This window comes from Ornatilinea apprima, assembly GCF_001306115.1.
Classification (GTDB): domain Bacteria; phylum Chloroflexota; class Anaerolineae; order Anaerolineales; family Anaerolineaceae; genus Ornatilinea; species Ornatilinea apprima.
Window position 1 is genome coordinate 48,230 of record NZ_LGCL01000002.1, and the last position, 21,423, is coordinate 69,652.

A 21,423-nucleotide genomic window follows, 5' to 3' on the forward strand; every position below is an offset into this window, starting at 1 on the left:
CAAGGTGCATCGGATTTGAAAACGATTACTTGAAATACCAGCGGAGGATCATATGGCAGAACGAGTAGCACTTTATTTGCAAGACGCACACGATTTGCGCGACGGCCTGGAGTATGTGAAATATGCCGAAAAGCGTGGATTCGAGGCGGTCTGGCAGGCGGAAAGCCGGTTGGTTCGGGATGCGATTGTGCCGATGGCAGCTTACGCAGCTGTGACCGAGAAGATCAAAATTGGCTCCGGTGTGATCAACAACTGGACGCGCAATATTGGTTTATTAGCAGCCACATACCTGACCTTGGATGATCTGGCTCCTGATCGGATCATTTGTGGGATTGGTGCATGGTGGGACCCGCTTGCGGCCAATGTTGGCATCGATCGGAAGAAACCTTTGCGTGCCATGTATGAAACGATTGTGGTGATGCGCAAATTGCTGAATTTGGAGCGGGTATCTTATGACGGTGAATTTGTGCATGTGAAAGATATTGAATTAGATGTGGTGCATGGCCGCAGAGAGCCGCGCAATGTTCCGCTGATGATTGGCGCGACTGGCGACAAAATGATGGAATTGTCAGGGGAGATTGCAGATGGCGTGGTCCTGAATTACTGTGTTGAGCCATCTTATAACGAAAAAGCGCTGGAACTACTTAGTATCGGGGCTGCCAGGTCTGGGCGCAAGCTGGAGGATATTGACCGCCCGCAGTTGATTGTGTGTTCCGTCGACCACGATCATGATAAGGCTTATGACGCGACGCGCATGTTGCTGACCCAATATCTGGCCCAGCAACCGCATATCGCCAAGGCGTCTAATGTTTCGATGGATGTTGTGGCTGAGATCCAATCCATTTTGGGGTGGCCGGCGACCCACGAGCAAATTGAAAAAGCCAAACACTTTGTATCTGACGAGCTGATTGAGCGAATTACCGCTTCGGGAACACCGGAGGAAGCCCGAACCAAGGTGAATGAATATCGAAAGAACGGGTGTACATGCCCCATCCTGTACAGCGCGGGCGGTGATATTCGCCTGCTGATTGACACATTTGCCCAGAATTGATAAAAACGATGCTGTCCGGCCGGCATCTCTGGTCTTTCGTGGTCTGGAAATGCCGGCTGGAAAAATTGCGTATAGGCATTCATTTCTGATTTGTCATAATCAATAGATTAAGCTACTATATTAAATCGAGATTGTAACTCTTATCCATTTTCTGGAGGCCATATGTGGAATCGATACATCAGCGCTGTTCACATCGATGAAGTTCTGGATGCACTTGCCAAATACCAGCATGAGGCACGCGTAGTTGCGGGCGGCACTGATATCATTTTAGAAATCGAACGAGGGGCGCGAAAGGATGTTCAGACCTTGATTGACATTTCTCGCGTGCCTGGAATGGACCAAATTGATCTGGATGAAGATGGCATCATTCATATTGGTGCCAATGTTACTCATAATGAATGTGTCGCCTCAAAACTCATTCGCGAGCACGCCTTTCCGCTGGCTCAGGCATGCTGGGAAGTTGGATCACCTCAAATTCGCAATCGGGGCACCATCGCGGGGAATCTAGTTACAGCTTCTCCTGCAAATGACACGATAACCCCTCTGATGGCTCTCGATGCCAGCTTGGTCTTGAAATCAAAAAATGGTGAGCGAACCGTTGCCTTGAAAGATTTTTATCTGGGCGTACGCAAGACAGTTTTGAAGCCTGATGAGATTGTATATGAAATTCAAATCCCATCCTTGAAGAAAAACGATAAGGGCTATTTCATCAAGCTTGCTCTTCGAAAAGCGCAAGCGATATCGCTGGTCAATGTCGCGGTGGTTGCAGGTTTTGAGCAGAACCGGGTGACGCACGCAGCGATCAGCTTGGGCGCAGTGGCGCCTACCATTATTCGAGTGGCTCAAGCAGAAGATTATCTGGTCGGAAAAGTATTAGATTCAGAGACGATTGAAGAGGCTGCCCGGTTGGCGATGGAAGTGGCAAAACCGATCAGTGATGTGCGCTCGACTGCTGCGTATCGAAAAGCCATGTCGCGTGTCATTACCCGCCGGGCGTTATCCGCGATTTCTGATGGAGGATTTTTATCTGCCATTCCGGATCAGCCGGTGTATTTGAAAGCAAGCGACCTGGTCAGCACTTTGCCTGAAAAGGTTGAATACCCTGGAGGAGTGATCCAGACCCGTGTAAACGGCAAAGATTATACTCTTCAATCCGGGTTCGAGAAAACCTTGCTGCGTCTCTTGCGAGAAGATGTTGGTCTTACCGGAACGAAGGAGGGCTGCGCGGAGGGTGAGTGCGGGGCCTGTACAGTAATTCTGGATGGAAAGGCGGTCATGAGCTGTATGGTGCCGGCAGCACGCGCGCACATGGCCGAGATTCGCACAGTGGAGGGGTTGGCCAATGAGGCAGGGCTGCACCCGGTGCAGGAGGCTTTTGTGGAAGCAGGCGCAGTTCAGTGTGGTTACTGCACACCAGGATTTTTGATGTCTGCTGCGGTTTTATTGGAGGAATTGCCTCAGCCCTCCAAAGATCAGATCAAACAGGCCTTCACAGGCAATTTATGCCGATGCACAGGGTATTACAGCATCATCGACGCAGTGGAACGAACGATTACTCGAAAGGCTGAAGGAGGGTAGATGGGAAAATATGATAACTACTCTTCACAAAACCGACCTGCCAGGGGAACATTAACACACCCGATCTGGCGCGGTGTAGGCTTCGGGCTGGCGATCTTGACGCCGGTCATCGCTTATTCGGCGGCTTTAATTCTCATAGATGCCAATGCTCAGAACGGCTGGGTTGCAATTCCGCGCGATCTGATTGCGCCAACGGGGGACCCATTGCTCTATGTCAAGATCATCCTGACTTTGGTAATGGTGTTTCTCTTGTATTTGATTTTCTCGTTTATCACCTTTATTCTTTATGGTATTTTTGGCCCTCCACGATATGGGCCAAAAGACGTTCCGCCTACCTCTTACCGCGGCGGAAAATATCGCAGATAATCATTGACCCTGTTTATTCACATTCCAGGAGCTGATATGTCTTATATCGGACAGTCTGTTCAGAAAATTGATTCGGTATCGAAAGTCAAAGGCGAAGCGATGTATCCGGGCGACATCAATCTTCCGGATCAGGCTTATATGAAGATTTTGTTCTCTGACCGCGCGCATGCGATTGTTGAGGCAATTGACACATCTGAGGCGGAACAGGAGCCAGGTGTGATTGCTGTCTTTACGGCCAAAGATGTGCCGGTTAATGAATATGGCCAAATTATCATTGACCAGCCGGTATTGTGCGGTCCGGGTTCCACGAAACCCTATGCTGATCGGGTTCGGTTTATAGGAGACCAGGTTGCATTGGTGGTCGCGGAGACAGAAGAGATTGCGGCCAGGGCTGTAAAGCTGATTCGCGTGACGTACAAAGATTTACCGGTGATCAGTTCTATTGACGATGGATTACAAGAAGACGGAGAATTGATTCACCCTGATCACGGCTCGAACATTTTGAATCATGTTCAGATCCGGCATGGGAATGCCGAAGAAGCCTTCAAGCAGGCGGATGTCATTGTTGAAGGCGTTTATGAAACCCCTGCTCAAGAACACGCTTTCCTGCAGCCAGAAGCCGGCCTCTCTTATATCGATGAGGAGGGGCGGGTAACGGTAGTTGTCTCTGGCCAATGGACGCATGAAGAGCAGGAAGAGATTGCCCATGCATTAGACCTCCCGCTTGACCAGGTGCGGGTTATATACCCTGCGATTGGCGGCGCGTTTGGCGGCCGGGAAGATATGTCGGTCCAGATCGTTTTGGCGCTGGCTGCCTGGCGGCTGCAACAGCGTGGGATTAACCGCCCGGTAAAGATCATTTGGAGTCGCGAGGAATCAATCGTCGGGCATGCCAAGCGACACCCCTATCGGATCCACGCGAAATGGGGCGCGACGAAAGAAGGTAAAGTCGTCGCCGCGGAAGTGAAACTATACGCGGACGCGGGCGCATACGCGTATACATCCACCACGGTCATGGGCAATGCGCTGATCAATAGCACCGCTCCCTATGAAATACCAAATGCCAATATCGACGGTTACAATGTTTTCACCAATAACATTCCCAGCGCGGCCTTCCGGGGTTTTGGCGGCCCGCAGGGCGCGTTTGCCGCCGAGCAGCAGATGAGCAAACTGGCAGAAATGCTGGGCATGGACCCGGTAGAGTTGCGCGCACGCAATGTGGTAAAAGAGGGTTCCATTCTGACTGTAGGTACGGCTTTGCCGGAGGGCGTGAGCATGCCCGAAGTGCTGGCTGTCTGCGCGGAAAAAGCCGGCTGGCAAATGACCGAACAAGGCTGGCGGCGGCCAGAAACACCGGCGGCGCCAGCAGGCAGCAACCTGCGGCGTGGGCGAGGGCTGGCCTGCGCTTTCAAGAACATTGGTTTCAGTTTTGGTTTTCAGGAAGAGTGCTCGGCTACCATTGAATTGTATGGTGATGCGGAAATTGAGAAAGTGGTTTTCTACCATGCCGGCGCCGATGTGGGGCAGGGCGGCCATACCGTTCTTAAGCAAATGGCCGCGTCCGCTTTGGGCGTGCCGGTGGAAATGATTGAGACACATTATTCCGATACCGCTACGGCATTAAATTCAGGGAGCGCTTCTGCTTCACGATTGACTATGATGGCAGGTAATTCCATTATCGGCGCGGCAAACCAGGCGCTTAAACAATGGAAAAACGAAGAACGCCCGGCAAAAGCCTCGTATCGTTATCTAGCGCGGAAAACAACCCCCTTTGAGCCAATGACCGGTAAATCTTTCCCCAATATCGCTTATGGGTATGTGGCAGAGGCGGTCGAACTGGAAGTAGATATCGAAACAGGGCATGTTCATTTGATCAATGTGATCTGCGCCGACGATGTGGGCAAAGCGATCAATCCGGATCTGGTGAAAGGGCAAATTGAGGGCTGCGTGGTTCAGGCGGCAGGGTATGCTGTATTGGAGGACTTTATTCAGCGGGGCGGTCAGGTGCTGACCAAGACCTTATCTACTTATTTAATCCCCACCATTCTGGATATCCCTGATCAGGTGGACAGCGTAATTCTGGAATATCCGGACCCCACAGGGCCGTGGGGAGCGCGGGGCATGGCTGAAATGCCCTTCCTGCCTCTTGCTCCAGCCGTTACGGCCGCGATTCACGATGCTGTGGGCGTGTGGGTCGATCGTTTTCCGGTAACACCCGAAAGGATGCTTGCCGCGCTTGGTAAGCTGCCTGAGTAGGAGGGAATGATCAGACGCTTCAGGGCTTACCAGTTGCCTGGTGAGCCCTGATTTTCTATCACAAGATCTTTTTTTGATTATGCCTGTGCAAACCCCAAGAACTCAAATACGGATTGCTGGAATTATCCTGGCTGCCGGAGGCGCAACGCGATTTGGAGGCGCAAAGCAACTAGCCCTTTTTCAGGGAAAGCCTCTTGTGGTGGGAATCGTGGAGAAGGCGCTGGAATGTGGCTTGGAGCCCGTGTTGCTGATCACCGGAGCGTATCATGATGAAATTGAGATTTTACTGCGCAACTATCCAATTACCATTCACTACAATGCAGATTGGCCTTCAGGGATCAGCACCTCGATCCGGATGGGACTTGCCAACCTGCCTGTGGATGTGGGTGGGGCGATAATCCTGATGAGCGATCAACCCAGGCTTCCGGCAGTATTGATTCGCGAATTATTGGCACAATTTGATGCCGGGTTTGATTTTATTGTTCCACAGTCCAACGGCCAGTTAAGGAATCCGGTTTTGGTCAATCGGGAAGTGTTTGCGCGAGTAATGAGTTTGCGAGGCGATGCAGGTGCGCGGACGTTATTTGCGAGCGCGAAAGTAAAGCTTGTGCAGTGGGCCGATGAACACGTTTTTGATGATGTTGACCAGCGCGCGGATTTGGATGATTTAACAAATTTAATATAAATGCGTGTAGTCAAAAAATATTCTTAACTTGTCATCATAATTATCTACAAAATCAATGCTATAATCTCCGATTATTAATGGAGTCAATTATCATGGCACAAGTATGGAAACTAAACGGTAAATACGAGATTCTATCCGAAGGTGAGCTTCCGATCTCACCAGACGCCAATCTGGATCAGATATCCAAGCTGCTGCCGGGTGGGGCTTATACAACTTTTCGAACTTACGATCATTACAAAATCGTTTCGCTTGAAAATCATTTTCTGCGCCTGGAAGAGACGGCCGCGTTAGCCGGTAAACCAATCCAGCTTGATTATGAGAAATTACGCGGAACCATCCGCGAAATTGTACATCGTGAATTGACAAGGGAATTGCGCATTCGCATTACCCTCGACCTGCAAGAGAATCCAGGTCTGATCTATCTATCTTATGAGCCGCTAGTAACACCGGCAAAAGAGCTGTATGAAACTGGCGCTAGTGCTGAAACGACTTTGTTGGAGCGCGATAATCCTAAAGCGAAGCTGACCGACTTTATTATTCGTTCACAAGAATTGAAGAGCCGCCTAAATCAGGATTTGCAAGAAATTCTGATGGTTAACAGCAGTGGCGAAATCACAGAAGGGTTAACCAGCAACTTTTTTGGTGTGTTGGATAATAAAATATTCACAGCTGAAGAAGGAGTTTTATTGGGAATTACCCGGTCTGCGTTGATTGAAGAAGCTCAGAAGTTTGGATTTGAAATTGTTTACAAGCCTGTCCGCGTGGATGAACTGCCGCGGCTTGAAGAGGCTTTTATCACCAGCACCAGCCGTCTAGTTCTGCCCATTCGGGAGATTGACCAACAGCCGATTCGTAACGGCATCCCGGGCGTGGTGACAAAGAAATTAATAGAATTACTAAAGAGACGAATCGTTTCGGAATACGAAGAAATTTAAAGTTCTTCATCAGAATCATCCACCAGATCATTTGTGGATGATTCCATCTCCATAATAAGACGCACGGCTTCATCTGCCTGATCAGCGCGCACCAGGACTTTTGCCAACCCTAATGGGCCTACGGTCAGGCCTATTGCCAGACCGGCGCTCTCTTGAGCAACTTTCGCGTCAATCCCCGCCGATTCCAAATATAAGCGGATCATTTCTGCGGCTAGAAAACCCTGGGCTTCATATACATCAACATAGTTGAACGTCGTCATGATTTTCTCCCACCGTTATTTCTTTTTTTTGCCACCAATTGAGCAACCCATTTTTTGCGCCCTGCGCTGTTCTGAATCCAACCCTCAAAGTAATGGTGCACATCAAAGCCAGAGGCAAGGTCAAGCAGCTCGCGGGGTTGCACCAGGTAATCGGGGTTAATATCTGGCTTTACCTCCAGTATATCCCAATGCAATGTCTCAACCAACAACCATCCGCCGGGATTCAGCATGGAAGAGAATTGCGCGGCCAAATTCCGCTGGAAATAATAAAAATTGAGAATAACGTCGAAGGTCGTAGTGAATCGCCAGTTTTCGAGATCAGCGACAAAAATAGGCAGGTCAGAGAAAGACTCCCGGGCGTTGAGAGCAGCTGTGGTGGAAATGTCTACCCCAACCACGTTCAGGCCGCGTTGATGCAGATAGCCCGCATTGGCGCCCAGCCCCATTGCAAGATCTAAAACGTACCCCCGGCGCGGCAGAAGGTATTCATAATCCAGGAGCAACTGGCGGGGAGTTTTTAACCCCTCCTGGATTTCGCCGGAATACCGTTGGTTCCACTTTTTTGCCGCTTCAGTCATTGTTGGTGGATTTCTCGCGTTGGGTTTTTTGTTGGATGCGCCGGCTTCTTTTTTCCACTTCTGCCAGCTTCATCTGTTGATAGTAATAACTGGTTTGATTCAGAATGAGCATTCTGGCTTTCTCAGTCCAGGCCAGCGCGTCATCATATTCTTTAGTGGTATGTTCCAGATATTTTGCTATTTCAATACAAGCCTCAATGGAACCCAAGCGCGACGCTTCCTTCCAAAGCGGCAAGGCCAGGTCCCACTTTCTGTCTCGTTTACACATCTCGGCTGAGTTCATGATCGCCTGTAATTGTTGCGGTGGTGTCAGGTCTTTCTGAATACATTGATCGTAGATAGACAGGGCTTCTTCAGTTCTGCCCAGGGTTTGATAGACTTTGGCCACACTCAACTGGTCTAGTTGGTGAATATCGGTTGAGTTTGGGTAAGATAGCGTTTCTCCGGCCAGCAGCGTCAGCCCGGCCAGGGAGAGAATATCAATTTTGTTGTGATAGAAAACGCCCGAGAGTGGGATTGGATTATGATCGGCCAGGAAGTCAAAGTAGATTTGCGGAATCATCCAGCCGGGAACCTCTTCTCCGCTGCGGAAAAAACCGAGCAATTGGTTTTCCAGATGGCCGAGTGAACGATTGTCGAACCGGTTTGACCAGATTTTACGCGTAATTTGCAGCAAATCAATATGGGGGTACTGGATGAAAGGTGAGGTTAGCCCGTTGAGAATATAACGGTTGTTCAAGAGGGGAATATCAAAGGATTTGCCATTATAAGTCAGAACTGCTTTGAATCTGGTAGTAATTTTGATCAATTCTGCCAGCATGGAGGGTTCTTCTGATGGATCACGCATAAAGAGCTGCTGCACCTGAAATCCCTGCCCGGTATAAAACCCAAGGCCAATCAAAAATGCAAAGGTTCCAGTGCCGCCACCCAGGCCGCTGGTTTCTGTATCCAGGAACAGGATTTCATCCAACTGTAGATTGATGTCTGATGCCAACCGGGATACCTTGCAAATCACATCCGTGTCGATGGGATGTGAAAGGTTGGTTACACCATGCCGGTATTCTGGTGGGTATACCTCTCTGATAGAAAGAGATTCACCGTAGAAATTGGTCTGAACTTCTCCATTCAGCAGTGATTGAAGTGTTCGTTGGCCTTGTTGCGCGCGAGAATCGCGTGATTCGCTTTTCTTTGCAAATCCCTTTTGAACGCCCAGCGATTTTAGTCTGTCGGATATCGATTCCATGTTCTCAATTATAGTAGCTTATGCAATATCTCTAGCGTTTCTGCTTTGCTGCTTTCGCCATCAGTTAGGAGCGGCCCAACACAAGCCGGGCAGCCTTCCGTGCAGGAACAGTTGGTTATCACTTCTTGAGCCGCCAGCAGGAGCGGATAGAACTGGTCATATAGTTGGGCAGAAAGCCCAACCCCATCGGGAAATTGATCGTAAAAAATGATGGTTGGCAATCCATCCGCGAATTGGCAGTTGGGGTCATACAATACCCCAAGGTCATTGGAATCGCAAAGAACTTCTAGCGGAGCAAGGTGGTGGAGAGCATACTTTAGCCCACTCATTCCCGATTTCACCATCACATTGACTTCGGCGCGGCGGTGACAGGCCGGGCATAACGTGATGAGGTTATCAAGTTGGTTGGCTGCCTGCGCGTCTGTAAAGCGTCGAAAGGGAATTTTGTGGTGCACATGATGCTTGCTGATGGTTTCTTTGGCGCCGCAAACCTGGCATGTATAATGATCGCGCAAGCGCACTTGCTCACGAATCGCATTCCAATGAGGCCCATAGTAATTCTGCGAGGCTATGATCAGGCCCGCATTTTCCAGACGCTGAATGGTTTCTGAAGACAGGGTAAACCAAAGTCCAATGGTTCGAAGCTGTGTGGCGGGCAGATCCAGCGGGTACACACCGATTTGTTCATGTGAAGACGCGCTGACCTTGCGATAACCCGTTACTTGAGAGGTAACGATGACCTCGCCAGTTGATTTTGTGCCCCCAGCAATTTGTTCTTGAGCGGTAACCCGTAACAGGTCAACATCGGTTTGTGATTTTGATTCTGTGAAGTAGTCCAATTCCATTGGGATGAGGCTGGCAGAGGCGTGATCCAGGTCCAGGTTTTCAACCAGGTAAGATTCGCCGGAGTGCAGGTAAACCGCGCCAGGGTGCACCATCCAATACGCGCTGGATTGGTCGATCACGCCGATGGTTTTGGGTCCATTGATGGTTTGTGCGCGGAGTTGGATGGTTTCTGCTGTGGCAGAGCGCAAAGAAATTTGCGCAGCGGGGTACTGATCAGATACCCAGTAGGTTTTTTCGTTGGATTGGTGCGCCAGGCTGGCTTGACACAAAAAATCCAGTAATTCCTGGAGCGTTTCCGGTGATAAGGCTCCATAATGATCATTGTGAGAAAATGGCAGCTCAAACAATGAGCATTGAATGTGTTTCAACAGAATCAATAAATTATCGGGGTTGATGATGGCTTTTTCCGGCGCACTGCCGAGGACATATTCAGGGTGGCGGATGATATACTGGTCGAGCGGATTGGATGAAGCAATTAAGACGGACAGAGATTCCTCTTCTCTACGCCCTGCGCGGCCTGTTTGCTGAAGGGTAGATGCGATGGAGCCGGGAAAACCAGCAATCACCACCGCGTCCACACTGCCGATATCAATTCCCAATTCCAACGCGTTCGTTGCGGTAACCAGTTTGGCTTTGCGCTCTTTGAGACTTTTTTCAATACGCCTTCTCTCCTGTGGTAAATAACCGGACCGGTAACCGAAAATTTGGTCTGCCAGAGCGGGGAACTGAAGGCGAAGCTCTTTTAGCACTTTTTCCACGGCGGGGCGGGTGTGACTGAATAGCAATGTCTGGGCATCATAAGCGATCAGGTCTCCCGCGAGGCGCAGTGATTCAGTGCGGGCGCTGGCACGAATACCCAGACGTTCATCGATGATGGGCGGATTGTACAGGATGAAATGTTTCACACCCTTCGGTGACCCATCTTGATGAATGCATTCCACCGGCTCTTCAATGAGTTTTTCGGCCAGTTCTTGTGGATTGGCGATGGTGGCAGAGGTCAGGATAAATTGTGGCTGGCTGCCATAAAATGCCAGAATTCTTTTCAGCCGGCGGATGACATTGGCGATGTTGGAGCCAAACACGCCTTTATACATATGAATTTCGTCAATGACAATCCACTTAAGGTTACGCAAAAAAGAAGCCCACTGGGTGTGGTAGGGCAATATACCGAGGTGCAGCATGTCTGGATTGGTGAGGATGATCGATGCCTCACAACGCGCTTTCCGCCTTTGATCCTGTGAGGTGTCACCATCATAAATGGCGGCAACGCTTTTTGAGTTGGGTAGTTCTGTAGAGGGAAAGAGCTTGGAAACGTTATTCAACTGGTCTTGTGTGAGCGCTTTGGTTGGGAAAATGCACAAAGCGGAGGTTGAGTAGTTGGTTTGCAGGAAAGATTGAAGAATTGGCAGCTGATAGCAAAGCGATTTACCGCTGGCTGTGCCTGTAACTACAACCATGTTCTTCCCTGCTTGCGCGATCTGCCAGGAATCTGCCTGGTGTGTGTAAAGGCGGTGTATGCCGAGCGACTCGAGTTTATTGCGGAGATGCGGGTGAAGAACAGCCGGCAGGTCTGCATATTGAGCCGCCTGAGCTGGTTTGGTTTGCACCTGCGTGATACAAGAGGATATAAGCGGGTCTGAGGACCAATTTTTGAGAACACGGCTGATTGAACTCTCTGTCATACTTGCTATTATACGAATAATCGTTCTAATAATGCAAACAAATACCATAGAATCGTTCAACCTTGCATTTTTATAGATATCTCTCTGGCAAAAAACGTTTATACTTTTTAATCATCCCATAGGTTGGATAAAAGCATGAGATTTGAGTTAAACATCATTCTAATTACGCTGGCAGGGGGGCTGGCAGGTTTCTGCTTGAATTATCTGGCGGATGTTCTGCCGGTCTATCGGCGTTTTACCCATTCGATCTGCCAGGATTGCCACGAACCCATTGGATGGAAGGATTATATCCTTTTCCATGCATGCCCGTACTGCGGACGCCAGCAATGGCTGCGAAGGGGGCTGATTGCCGCGATTACACCGCTGCTGCTGGTGGCGCTTTACATTTTTCCGAGTGGGCGATTGACTTTTTGGGAAAACGCTGTCATTCTCGTTTTCTTTCTTCTGGTCGCGATCATTGATATCGAGCATCGCCTGATTATGCACCCTGTCAGCCTGGCTGGAGCGGTAATTGGCCTGGTACTGGGAACGCGCATGCACGGAATTTTTCCGACGCTGATCGGCGGTGCTGCGGGGTTTCTGATGATGTTTGTACTGTATTATTTGGGCGGGCTCTTCGCAAAAGTTCTTGGGAAAGCGCGCGGAGAAGAGATCGAGGAGATTCCTTTGGGGTTTGGGGACGTCAATTTGAGCGGTGTGCTGGGGCTGCTGCTCGGCTGGCCAGGAATTGCAGCGGGGCTGTTTTTCGCGATCCTGGCGGGCGGAGTCTTTTCGGGAGGATATATTCTGGTGCTTAAGCTGCTTCGTCGTTACCAGCCGTTCAGCGCGATTCCATACGCGCCGTTCCTGCTGCTTGGCACGGCAATTTTATTATTTGCCACGAAATAATTCTCTGCAGGTCTCCTGCCAATTCACTATTCATACTGCTGCAAATTGGCCTGAAATGCTTCTTTTAACTGTTTCGCGTGTTCCTCATACGCGTCAAGAGAAGCCCATAAGGTGGAGGGGCGCAATATGTCTGTGGGAATACCGTTTACCCTTTGAGGAATCGACAGACCAAAATAGGACTCGGTGGAAAAAGCCTCGTTGGATAATTCTCCGTTGAGGGCGGCTGAGATCATCCGTCGCGTAAAGGCCAGCGGAATTCGGCTGCCCACACCATAGCTGCCGCCGATCCAGCCAGTGTTCACCAGCCAAACAGCGCTGTTGTGGTGGTTTACCTTTTCCAACAGCATTTGCGCGTAGATCTTGGGCTTGAGGGGCAGAAATGGCAGAGCGAAACAAGCTGAAAAAGTAGTTTTCGGCTCTTTGCCTAATCCATCTTCTGTTCCGGCGAGCTTAGCCGTATACCCGCTGAGGAAGTAATGCTCAATTTGTTGCGGCAATAAGCGTGAAATTGGCGGCAAAACACCAAACGCATCGGCACTTAAGAAGAAGATATTAGACGGGTGATTTCCTTTTCCGCCGCGGACAAAGTTGGGAATGCGGTCAATGGGATAAGACGCGCGCGTGTTTTCGGTGATGGAATCATTCCGAAAATCAATCTCATCAGATTCCGGATAGGTTAAGGCATTTTCAATCACCGTTCCCCGCTGGTTGACCGCTGCCCAGATGATGGGTTCATCAGAAGCATTTAGGTTGAGCGTTTTCGCATAGCAGCCCCCCTCCAGATTAAAGACCCCGCTGTTACACCAGGCGTGCTCATCGTCTCCTATTAAGCAGCGCTCCGGTGTGGAAGAAAGGGTAGTTTTGCCTGTGCCCGAGAGACCAAAAAACAGAGCCGTGTCTCCATTGGGCCCAATGTTGGCTGAACAATGCATACTCAATATCCCCTGGAGAGGATACTCCAGATGCAGGGCTGTGAACATGGCTTTTTTGATTTCACCCGCGTACCCCGAGCCCCCGATCAGGATCAAATTTTGGGCGAAGTCAATGCAGATGAAGGTATCAGAACGCGTGCCATCTAAAACGGGATCTGCCAGGCAGCCAATAGCGGAATAAATGGTATAGCCAGGTTGTCGGCTGTCCACAAATTCTTGAGGTGAGCGGAACAAGTTGCGGATTGAAAGGCTTTGCCAAGCCGTATCCGTTATGACCCTGACCGGAAAATGAAAATCGGGGTGTGCCCCGACAACCCTTTGTTGCAGAAACGCATCCCGATTTGAGAAATAAGCAAGCATCTTATGATATAGCCTGTCAAACACCTCGGCTGAGATGGGCTTGTTAAGCTCACTCCAGGCAATCTGGTCTTCCCAATCATCTCCACGGCAGACAAAGTACTTATCTCTTGCGGCTCGGCCTGTATGCTTGCCTGTGGAAACCAGAAGCGCACCGCTGGATACAAGCCGACCTTCGCCGCGAAGCAGTGCTTGCTCGATTAATGGATCTGGTCCTAAATTTTCAAAAATCTTTCCTTTGGACGACAGCTCTACTTGGTTTAGTGGATTACCAGCCAAACCGGGCTGCTTCATATGCTCTCCTTAAAGTTGTGATTGATTATTGTAGACCTAATAGCCTTGGGAACCAATACCAGAGCGCGTTGGCGGCAGGCTTACCGAATACCGACGCGTTATCCAACTTTGTGATTAATCCAGGCTCGAATCCGCGGCTGACGATGCCACTGACCCAGTCTTTACTGTTGACCGCGGTGAGTATGGCGTTGTAGACAGCAACCTGGTGGTCGAGGTTCGCTGGCGTGGCAGCCTGACTACTGTACACAGACGGATATTGGAATGCGATAATAAATTCCTTGCCTTCGGTGTGGAGCGGCAGTAGCAGTTCTTCAATTTCTTTATCCACTGCGGCGATAATTTCTGATGGTTCCGTACCATCTGTGGAGACAGAGGGGGCGTACAACGCATAAACACCATCAGTGGCGGCGATTAATTCGGCGCTGGGGTCCACTGTGGTAGTGGGATCAATCGCCAGGTAGATTTTTCCCTCGTACCGCGCGCGCAGATTGGTAACCAGATTGTTCCACCATGAATTGACGTCAAATGGAATTTCGGGGCGGCTGCCATCCGGCAGAGTTCCACCATTCATCATGACAGAAACAGCCGGGTCACCAATGATCAGCGCGCTGGCATTGACCATACGTGCCAGGTCTGCCTGTGCGAGCAGGTATTTTTCATAGCGCTCAAACGCGACACTCCACCACACAGGCTCGCGATTTTCATCTATCCAAAATTCTTCAGCCGGTTTCTGCAGCTCAATTTTCGGAAATACCATCACTTTCATTTGTTTGGCCGCAGTCCAGCTTGCTATTTGCGCCAATTCGAGCGGCGCAATGTGTTGGCCAGGGATAGCATGGAACAACGGATTGCCTACCTCGGTCATGGTTTGCACCGGGGAAAGAACAAGCCATCCTGCATTCAGGTCTTTGATGGATTTCAGCGCCGGGCCGAAATATGCCTGACTGAAAGGCGAATATTCTTTTACCAGTTCAACGCCGGTTATAAATCCTTCCGGGCGTGATTTGATCTCGATTTCGGGAACAGTTGTGGCTGCTTCCGTGTTATACATGGCGCTCCAGGCGGCGATGGTGTCTTGAATGGGCTCCGTTAGCGGCTGGACTGGTATTGACCGGCCGGTGGAGGGCACACCCGACGAATCTGCTTCCACACCCGAATCGCAATTGTCGTTCCGGCAATAGCGGTATTGCTGCAGGTATTGCAGCATTTGCTGCGGACCATTCAGAATGTAGATCCACTGATTGTTGCCAAGCGGCCACATGGGAATTGGCGCGGACCAGCCAAAGGCGTTCAATTGGAGGGATACCGTGTCTGTCGCGGGGGTTGTATCTGGAGCAATCACTTTGAAGGTGATGGCATTATTGCTTTCTTCTGCGCCCCAGGCAGCAATTTCATCATCAATGGTGATATCTTCACCAGGGACGATGATGAAGCGCGAATAAGGCGCGCCAGAAGCGGATTGTTCGGCATTCCAGTACCCATCTCCCAGTGTGTATTTATATTCAATATACGCCCCAGCCGGCAATTGCATTGTTAGCTTGTAGGTGCCGTCTTCTTGCACCTGCATCAAAGGCGCGCGGGAGGCAATCGCACTCATCCCGCCCTGTAAATCACTGAATGTATTACCAAGGTTAAAGGTGCTGCCAATCACGCGAATGGGAAGACCGCTGATGCTGCCTGCGGGAACGGTGGCATGAAAAGTAACATTGACCAGTTTTTTTGCTTCCACTGCCAAAATGGCGGGGGTGGTGGCATTAATCGCAACAGTAGCTCCCTGTTGGAAAGTGGAATATTCGCCATTGATATGCTGGGCTACAATCAAGTGCGTACCGGGCTGCACACCTTCAAAAAGGAATGTTCCATCGGGAGCAGACAGCACCTGTTGGCCTGCAACGGTCACCAACATGTTAGGTACCGGCGCGCCTGTTTGCGCGTCTTTGGCGACGCCTTCTACCCGGCCATAGGCCGTGGGCGCGGGGTTGGGGGTATCATTCCAGGCAATCACCTGGTCTACCGTCTCAGAAGGGCCTGAAACAACATACTGGCGGTAGCGCACCACCTGGCTCAGGTTATTCAATTCTACCGCGGGCGGGTTACCATCTTTGCGATAGCGGTACTTGATAACGCTACCCATGCGCAGAGGGATTTTGGTGATGTACGTGGTCGAATTTTGCTCTTCCATGCTGTAGCGGGTAGGGCGAAGCGCCAGCCCGGTGGTTTCATCGAGAATGTCCAGATATACCGGGGATTTGTTGGCGTCTTCTGGAACGATTACCTGAAAAATGATCTCGGCATAGTCTGCCTGATTAATTGTGCTTTGCGGTTTAGCTTCTTTTTCTTCTGGCGCGGCAGTGCCAGGAATTTGAAAAGGAATACAGGCATTCAACAAGAATACCAGAAGCAGTAAACCGCTGCTAATACGGAGAATTTTGGATGGAGTGCGTTTCTGCATATGTTTCCTCATATCTCAAAATGAGACCAGTTTATGCGGTTGTCAATGCAATAAATGTGCCGATTAATTTCCCACAAGCCGGCTATTGTTTATCTGGTTTTGGCCCAAACGCAACATTAATCTCATTTTGTCGGGCGGCCAGGCTGCCAAGCACACCGTTCACAAAACGGGGAGAGCTGTCGGATCCAAACATTTTTGCCAGTTCAATCGCCTCATTTATCGCGACTTTGATGGGAGTGCAGCCCTCCACAGCAAATTCCCACAAGGCCATGCGAATGATATTGCGATCAATTACTGCAACCTGGTCTAACGGCCATTCAGGGGCGTGCTGGGCGATGAAACTGTCCAGGGCTTGCATGATGGGATAGACGCCAAAAATGAGCTGGCGCGAAAACTCTAGTAGCTCATCCTCTAAATGCGTGGTATTCAGATGTTCTTCAAACACTTCGCCCGGCATATGCCCGGAGAGATCGACTTCATACAATACCTGAAGGGCAAGGCTGCGCGCCTTTGTCCGTGACTTCATAGGGATTTACTCTTTACTGGGTTGAGGATACTTAATGTCTTCAATGTGGACATTGATTTTTCCGATTTCCATGCCGACCAATTCAGAAATAGCGCGAGATACTTTCGATTGAATTTGGCGCCCAACATTACGGACGTTGACGTCATTGTCTAGAATGACATACAAGTCGGCGTAAACGGTATTGTTTTCGACATCCAAAACCACACCTTCGTCTGCTCCTTTTTTGAACAGATTGTCCAGCCTTACCGGGGCAGTGGTGAGGGAATGTACGCCTGTAACACTCAGCGCGGTCAATTTAATCGTAGTGATTAATACCTCAGGCGCGATGGTGGTTTTTCCTAAAGAGGGGGTTAGGTCGCTCATAATGACTCCCGTCCATTCAAATAAATGTTTTTTTATTATAACCCATCCTGCATCGAATAAGTTATGCCTGTTTGACACTGCGCAAGCAGGCAACCGAAAGCAGGAACAGGATGCCGTAAATGGCGAACAAGGCCACATAGCCCAATCCGGGGGTTTGTGGCACCAACACAGTGAAATAATCGGCAATTGGGCCGCCGATATACGCGCCAACCGCGCCCGCGCCGGCCCCTGCCAGGTTGGAGATTCCCAAGTAGCGTCCCGCTTCTTCTTTTGGGGCAATTTCTGTTCCCAGCGCCCAATTGGCTGAGTAAAAGAATCCAGTGCCAATACCGATGAAGCTGCCGCCGATAAACACGGTGGTCAAATCAGGCGCGAATATGACCAATACCGTTCCAAGGGCCGCCATCAGGCCGGCAGCGGCAACGATCTTTCTGGACCCAAAGCGATCGGTGAGCCAACCGCTGGGCAGAGCAGATAGCAGAATGAATACACCAACAATCATGGTGAGTTGGGCTGCGGGCGCGGCAGCTTGCTCGGCAACAAAACCAAATTTCCCTTGAAGAAAATAGACCATAAAGCTGACCATTCCTGTGGACCCGACAAGGAATGCAAGGCGGTTGATTACCCACCAATTGAAGGCGGATTTGTGCGCGTTGGCATCGCCAATGCCCAGCCGCGTGCTGGCACTGACCCCCACCGCGATGGCTAAAGCCATGGCAAGAAAGCCAACAACCGAAATGGTGGCAAGGTTTAAGAAATCACTTGTAAAGGCCAGGAAGGCAGACAACCATTTGATCAATTCTCCCATGCCCAAGATAATGGCTGTGAACAGGGCAGTCATGCTTACCAGCCGCAAGAACGGTTTCCAATCCAGGCTCAGGGCATTGGAATCCAGGGAAGACTTTTCCGGCGCGAACATGGCGATGATCATTGCCACCAATAAGATCGCGATTAATACAAATAACCCAGCCCACAGATTGCCAGCGCCGACCAGCTTGCCTATCGTCATCGAAACGAGAATCACTGGGAGTGGCACTTCCAGGATGGCCTTGATGGCGGAGTAACGTCCGCGCATATTTTCCGGCACCAGGTCGGGGATCAGACCTTGCACCGCGCCGTGGCCGGTGTTGGCGCCCACTTGCTGTAGGATGACCAGGCCAAACAGCACCCAATATCCGGTTAAGCCTTCCATGCCAGCAACAAAGCCAATCAGCAGCACAACCAATATCACGCCAAGCGTGCCAATAAAAATGAATGGCCTGCGTTTGCCATATTTCGATTGGTGGCGGTCAGAAAGCATCCCCATCAGCGATTGGACCAGTAAAGCCATCATCAATGACCAAAGACGAAGGTTTCCATAATAAGTTCCCTTTAAGTTCTCACCCACAAACTGCTGGACCAACAAGGGGAGGATCAGGGGTGCCATGGTCTGTGACAGAGCAGATAGGCCCAAAAAATAGATGTTGATGGTGATGGTATCGAACCAGCGCAGCGGTCGTTCCATGGTTTGATTCCTCCAGATTATGTCATCAAAATCGGGATTGTATTTGTGGCTTTGGGCAGCACAGCGACAAGGGGATTCTCCAATTGAATCATAGCAACCGCTTCGGCTAAGGATCGAGCGGGGGTGAGGAGTAGCTCGTTCACCTGCTGTGGTGGCATGTCCGAAACGAGGATAATGTTGAACCGTATCCCTTCGCGGGCGAATTGGAGGGCTTTATGCGGCCCAACCGAGAAACCGGTTTGGCGAAATTGATCAAACACATCCTGCCAATTGCGCATGCCACGCATGGTTTGCACATATGAATCGCTGCCGGCGCCTTCTTCGCACGCTGTGAAGAGTATGATGGTGCCGCCAGGCCGGGTGATTTGCGCCGCGTGTGTCAATGCCTTTTGGGACTGATACAGATTGATGTCCTTGGGAAAACCACCTGCAGAGGCAATCACTACATCGTATTGCTGGTTTACCTGCACCTGGCAAACTTCTCGAGAAAGCGGCACGCCTTTACGCATCACCGCGCGCGGAGTCCCCGCCAATGCGTGAATAATTTGTCGCTGATCATTCATGATGATATTGAGAGCCAGGTCAATTTTCATCAGATCACCAATCTCTTCCACATCGCGGCGCATCGGATTCTCTTCATACAAGCCCATTCTGGCATCGGGGTGGAGTAGCATCTTGTGGTTGGCGTTGATCGTTTCGCGGCTGGTAAGGCCAATTGCCGCGCTCTTTGCGCCGCCAGAAAAGCCCATAAAGTGGTGTGGTTCGATATTTCCGATCACAATCCGACGGTCGGCAGCCATAAAATGGCGGTTCGCCAGGACGGGCGTTCCAGCCAGGGTGATACCTAATTGCACAAGATTGTGAATGTTATCACAATCGTGTGAGCTGACATAGCAGGCATTCAGCACCGCCGAAGGAAGGATATTGGAAAATTCGTCTACCTTCATGGGAACATGCGTGCCGCTGGCGATGATCAGGTGAACCTGAGCCGGGAAAACCCCACAGCTTTCCAGCTTCTTCAGTAGGGGAGGGAGGAGTAGATCGTGCGGTACCGGGCGAGTTTTATCGTTCACTGCAATAGCGACAGTTTTGGCACCAATGAAACTGTCAAAGGAAAATCCCTCAAGCGGCTCATCCAAAGCGCGTTGAATTTCTTCAGCGGGATTGAGGCAGCCTAACACAACTGGCGGGTTGATCACGTCAATCCGCCAGTTTTCTGGTAGCTGGGCCTGCAAGGTAGTGCGTCCGTAAGCTAATTTGATCATATTGATTTTGGACTAACTTTTGGCGATGGCAATCACTTCGTCCGCCCTCAGTGACATGCAATTAACGCCCTGAACCACACCGGTGGTCTCTGGCACGTCGCTGATATGGAACCGAATAATCTTGGATAATTTGGAAATCAGAAAGATATCTGCATCCGCTTCAGCCAGCAGCGCGCCGGCGACTTTATCAGATTTGATCACGATTTTCCCGCTGCCGCCCGCGGACTTGTTCGGGGCAAAGCCGGACATCAACCGGATGGTACCTTTGCCGTCCGCACCGATCACCAGTACGCCGTCGTCTTCATTCACGGAGACGACAGAAACCACTTCGTCTCCGTCACTTAATTTGATTGCCTGCGTTCCCTGCGGATTGACAATCTTTTCGCTAAAGCGAATCCCCATGCCGTTGCGAGTAACAACAAAAAGATCGGCATCGCCGGTTGTCCAGCAAACAGAAGCCAGGGGTCCAAAGTCTTCGAACTTGTACATGGCCGTGCCCGGCTTCATGTGCTCTCCGAAAAGGTGGTGGCGCAGGCAGCGGACTTTTCCGCTTTTGCTGATCAGAGCGATGTAGCCCGCGGCTTGTTCGGGCAGGGCGGCGGTAATTGTCTCTCCAGGCGTCAAATTTATTTTGGAAGATAGATATTCACCTTTGGAGCGAATTTGATGGGCTTCCAATTTTGTTACAGGAAGGCGGTAAGCTTTCGCGTGATCGGAAAAAAGGATCAGGGTATGCGGTTCGTCGGCGATGACCACCAAAGTGGGATGATCGTTCTGATCAGTTTCGATATCAAAGACGCCAATTCCGCCGCGGCGCTGGCGGGTGTACTCGCCACGATTGGTTCGCTTAACTGCGCCTTTCTGGCTGAAGGTGACCAGGTTAAAAGACGTTGGCGGTTCTTTGTAATCTACCGGGGATAAATCTGCTTTGTCCTCCAAAACCGTGGTGGCGCGCTGGTCTCTTTTGCCTTTGAGCCTGGCCAGTTCGCTTTCCAGATATTCAATATATTGAATCACATCCACCGGGATATGATCTATCGGAGGTCGTTCCATGCCTGCTCCTTGGCGATTTTCTCAATACTCAATGAAAATAATTGTATCATCCTTTTCTGGACGCTATGCGTTCATTCTACACAGCCACTCATCAAATTGGTGGTGGTATGTCTGGCATCGATTGCAGCCAAATTTGCGTTTAGCTATTGGGTTCGCAAACCGCTCAGGCTATGAAGAACAGCATTGTGATCCAAAAGACTTCCCTGAAAAATGGGAGTCTTTTTCCGCTGCCACCACTTCTCAATTCAGGGATAGAATCTGTCCTCAGCGTGTGGGGTAGGGGAGAGCCTTAACTTAATCTCCAGATTT

At 50.3% G+C, this 21,423-nt stretch carries 18 protein-coding genes; 7 read left to right on the top strand and 11 right to left on the bottom strand.

Annotation, left to right across the window (positions count from 1 at the left end; genetic code table 11):
* Positions 1-52: 52 nt before the first annotated feature.
* The 6 genes from ADN00_RS00260 to ADN00_RS00295 all read left to right on the top strand — a co-directional run bounded on the left by ADN00_RS00260 (position 53) and on the right by ADN00_RS00295 (position 6,871).
* Positions 53-1,051: an LLM class flavin-dependent oxidoreductase gene (locus tag ADN00_RS00260; protein ID WP_075060952.1), complete on the top strand. Its 999-nt coding sequence runs from the start codon at positions 53-55 to the stop codon at positions 1,049-1,051.
* A gap of 162 nt (positions 1,052-1,213) precedes the next feature.
* Positions 1,214-2,629, top strand: a complete 1,416-nt coding sequence (locus ADN00_RS19450; RefSeq protein WP_082389758.1) for an FAD binding domain-containing protein — start codon at positions 1,214-1,216, stop codon at positions 2,627-2,629.
* The gene (locus tag ADN00_RS00280) at positions 2,630-2,995 is read left to right on the top strand and encodes a hypothetical protein (RefSeq protein ID WP_075060953.1); all 366 of its coding nucleotides are present in this window, start codon (positions 2,630-2,632) and stop codon (positions 2,993-2,995) included.
* A 36-nt stretch (positions 2,996-3,031) separates the two neighbouring features.
* Positions 3,032-5,251, top strand: coding sequence for a xanthine dehydrogenase family protein molybdopterin-binding subunit (locus ADN00_RS00285; protein WP_075060954.1), 2,220 nt, complete (start codon positions 3,032-3,034; stop codon positions 5,249-5,251).
* A gap of 40 nt (positions 5,252-5,291) precedes the next feature.
* Entirely contained in the window at positions 5,292-5,936 is a 645-nt protein-coding gene (locus ADN00_RS00290; RefSeq protein WP_075060955.1) for a nucleotidyltransferase family protein, read from the top strand.
* Between the two features lie 92 nt (positions 5,937-6,028).
* On the top strand, positions 6,029-6,871 hold the full coding sequence (locus ADN00_RS00295) for an aminotransferase class IV (RefSeq protein WP_075060956.1): 843 nt from the start codon (positions 6,029-6,031) through the stop codon (positions 6,869-6,871).
* On the opposite strand, the gene ADN00_RS00300 is transcribed toward ADN00_RS00295, so the two are convergent.
* The 4 genes from ADN00_RS00300 to ADN00_RS00315 are packed head-to-tail and all read right to left on the bottom strand — an operon-like array spanning position 6,868 to position 11,405.
* Positions 6,868-7,131, bottom strand: a complete 264-nt coding sequence (locus ADN00_RS00300) for a putative signal transducing protein (protein WP_075060957.1) — start codon at positions 7,129-7,131, stop codon at positions 6,868-6,870. The genes ADN00_RS00295 and ADN00_RS00300 overlap by 4 nt on opposite strands.
* On the bottom strand, positions 7,128-7,709 hold the full coding sequence (locus tag ADN00_RS00305; protein ID WP_075060958.1) for a class I SAM-dependent methyltransferase: 582 nt from the start codon (positions 7,707-7,709) through the stop codon (positions 7,128-7,130). Before ADN00_RS00305 ends, ADN00_RS00300 begins: the two co-directional genes overlap by 4 nt.
* Complete coding sequence (locus tag ADN00_RS00310) at positions 7,702-8,952, bottom strand: ribonuclease H-like domain-containing protein (protein ID WP_075060959.1); 1,251 nt, start codon at positions 8,950-8,952, stop codon at positions 7,702-7,704. The genes ADN00_RS00305 and ADN00_RS00310 overlap by 8 nt, the downstream gene beginning before the upstream one ends.
* An 8-nt stretch (positions 8,953-8,960) precedes the next feature.
* A complete protein-coding gene (locus ADN00_RS00315; protein ID WP_160317442.1) occupies positions 8,961-11,405 on the bottom strand; it encodes a DEAD/DEAH box helicase in 2,445 nt (814 codons plus the stop codon).
* Between the two features lie 210 nt (positions 11,406-11,615).
* Here ADN00_RS00315 and ADN00_RS00320 point away from each other — a divergent pair, with 210 nt between their 5' ends.
* On the top strand, positions 11,616-12,368 hold the full coding sequence (locus ADN00_RS00320; protein WP_075060961.1) for a prepilin peptidase: 753 nt from the start codon (positions 11,616-11,618) through the stop codon (positions 12,366-12,368).
* A 26-nt stretch (positions 12,369-12,394) separates the two neighbouring features.
* On the opposite strand, the gene ADN00_RS00325 is transcribed toward ADN00_RS00320, so the two are convergent.
* The 7 genes from ADN00_RS00325 to ADN00_RS00355 form a co-directional block, all read right to left on the bottom strand.
* Positions 12,395-13,951 (bottom strand): phosphoenolpyruvate carboxykinase (ATP), encoded by a 1,557-nt coding sequence (locus tag ADN00_RS00325; RefSeq protein WP_152966195.1) that lies wholly within the window; start codon positions 13,949-13,951, stop codon positions 12,395-12,397.
* Between the two features lie 25 nt (positions 13,952-13,976).
* Positions 13,977-16,403, bottom strand: coding sequence for a hypothetical protein (locus ADN00_RS00330; protein ID WP_075060962.1), 2,427 nt, complete (start codon positions 16,401-16,403; stop codon positions 13,977-13,979).
* 82 nt (positions 16,404-16,485) lie between these two features.
* Positions 16,486-16,929: a transcription antitermination factor NusB gene (nusB, locus tag ADN00_RS00335; RefSeq protein ID WP_075060963.1), complete on the bottom strand. Its 444-nt coding sequence runs from the start codon at positions 16,927-16,929 to the stop codon at positions 16,486-16,488.
* A gap of 6 nt (positions 16,930-16,935) precedes the next feature.
* Positions 16,936-17,292, bottom strand: coding sequence for an Asp23/Gls24 family envelope stress response protein (locus ADN00_RS00340; RefSeq protein WP_075060964.1), 357 nt, complete (start codon positions 17,290-17,292; stop codon positions 16,936-16,938).
* A gap of 61 nt (positions 17,293-17,353) precedes the next feature.
* Positions 17,354-18,796 (bottom strand): MFS transporter, encoded by a 1,443-nt coding sequence (locus ADN00_RS00345; RefSeq protein WP_075060965.1) that lies wholly within the window; start codon positions 18,794-18,796, stop codon positions 17,354-17,356.
* A 17-nt stretch (positions 18,797-18,813) separates the two neighbouring features.
* Positions 18,814-20,061 carry a nickel-dependent lactate racemase family protein gene (locus ADN00_RS00350; RefSeq protein WP_075060966.1) on the bottom strand — a complete coding sequence of 416 codons (1,248 nt, stop codon included), beginning with the start codon at positions 20,059-20,061 and terminating at the stop codon, positions 18,814-18,816.
* Positions 20,062-20,073: 12 nt separating this feature from the next.
* Entirely contained in the window at positions 20,074-21,114 is a 1,041-nt protein-coding gene (locus ADN00_RS00355; protein WP_075060967.1) for a DNA gyrase C-terminal beta-propeller domain-containing protein, read from the bottom strand.
* Positions 21,115-21,423: the final 309 nt, after the last annotated feature.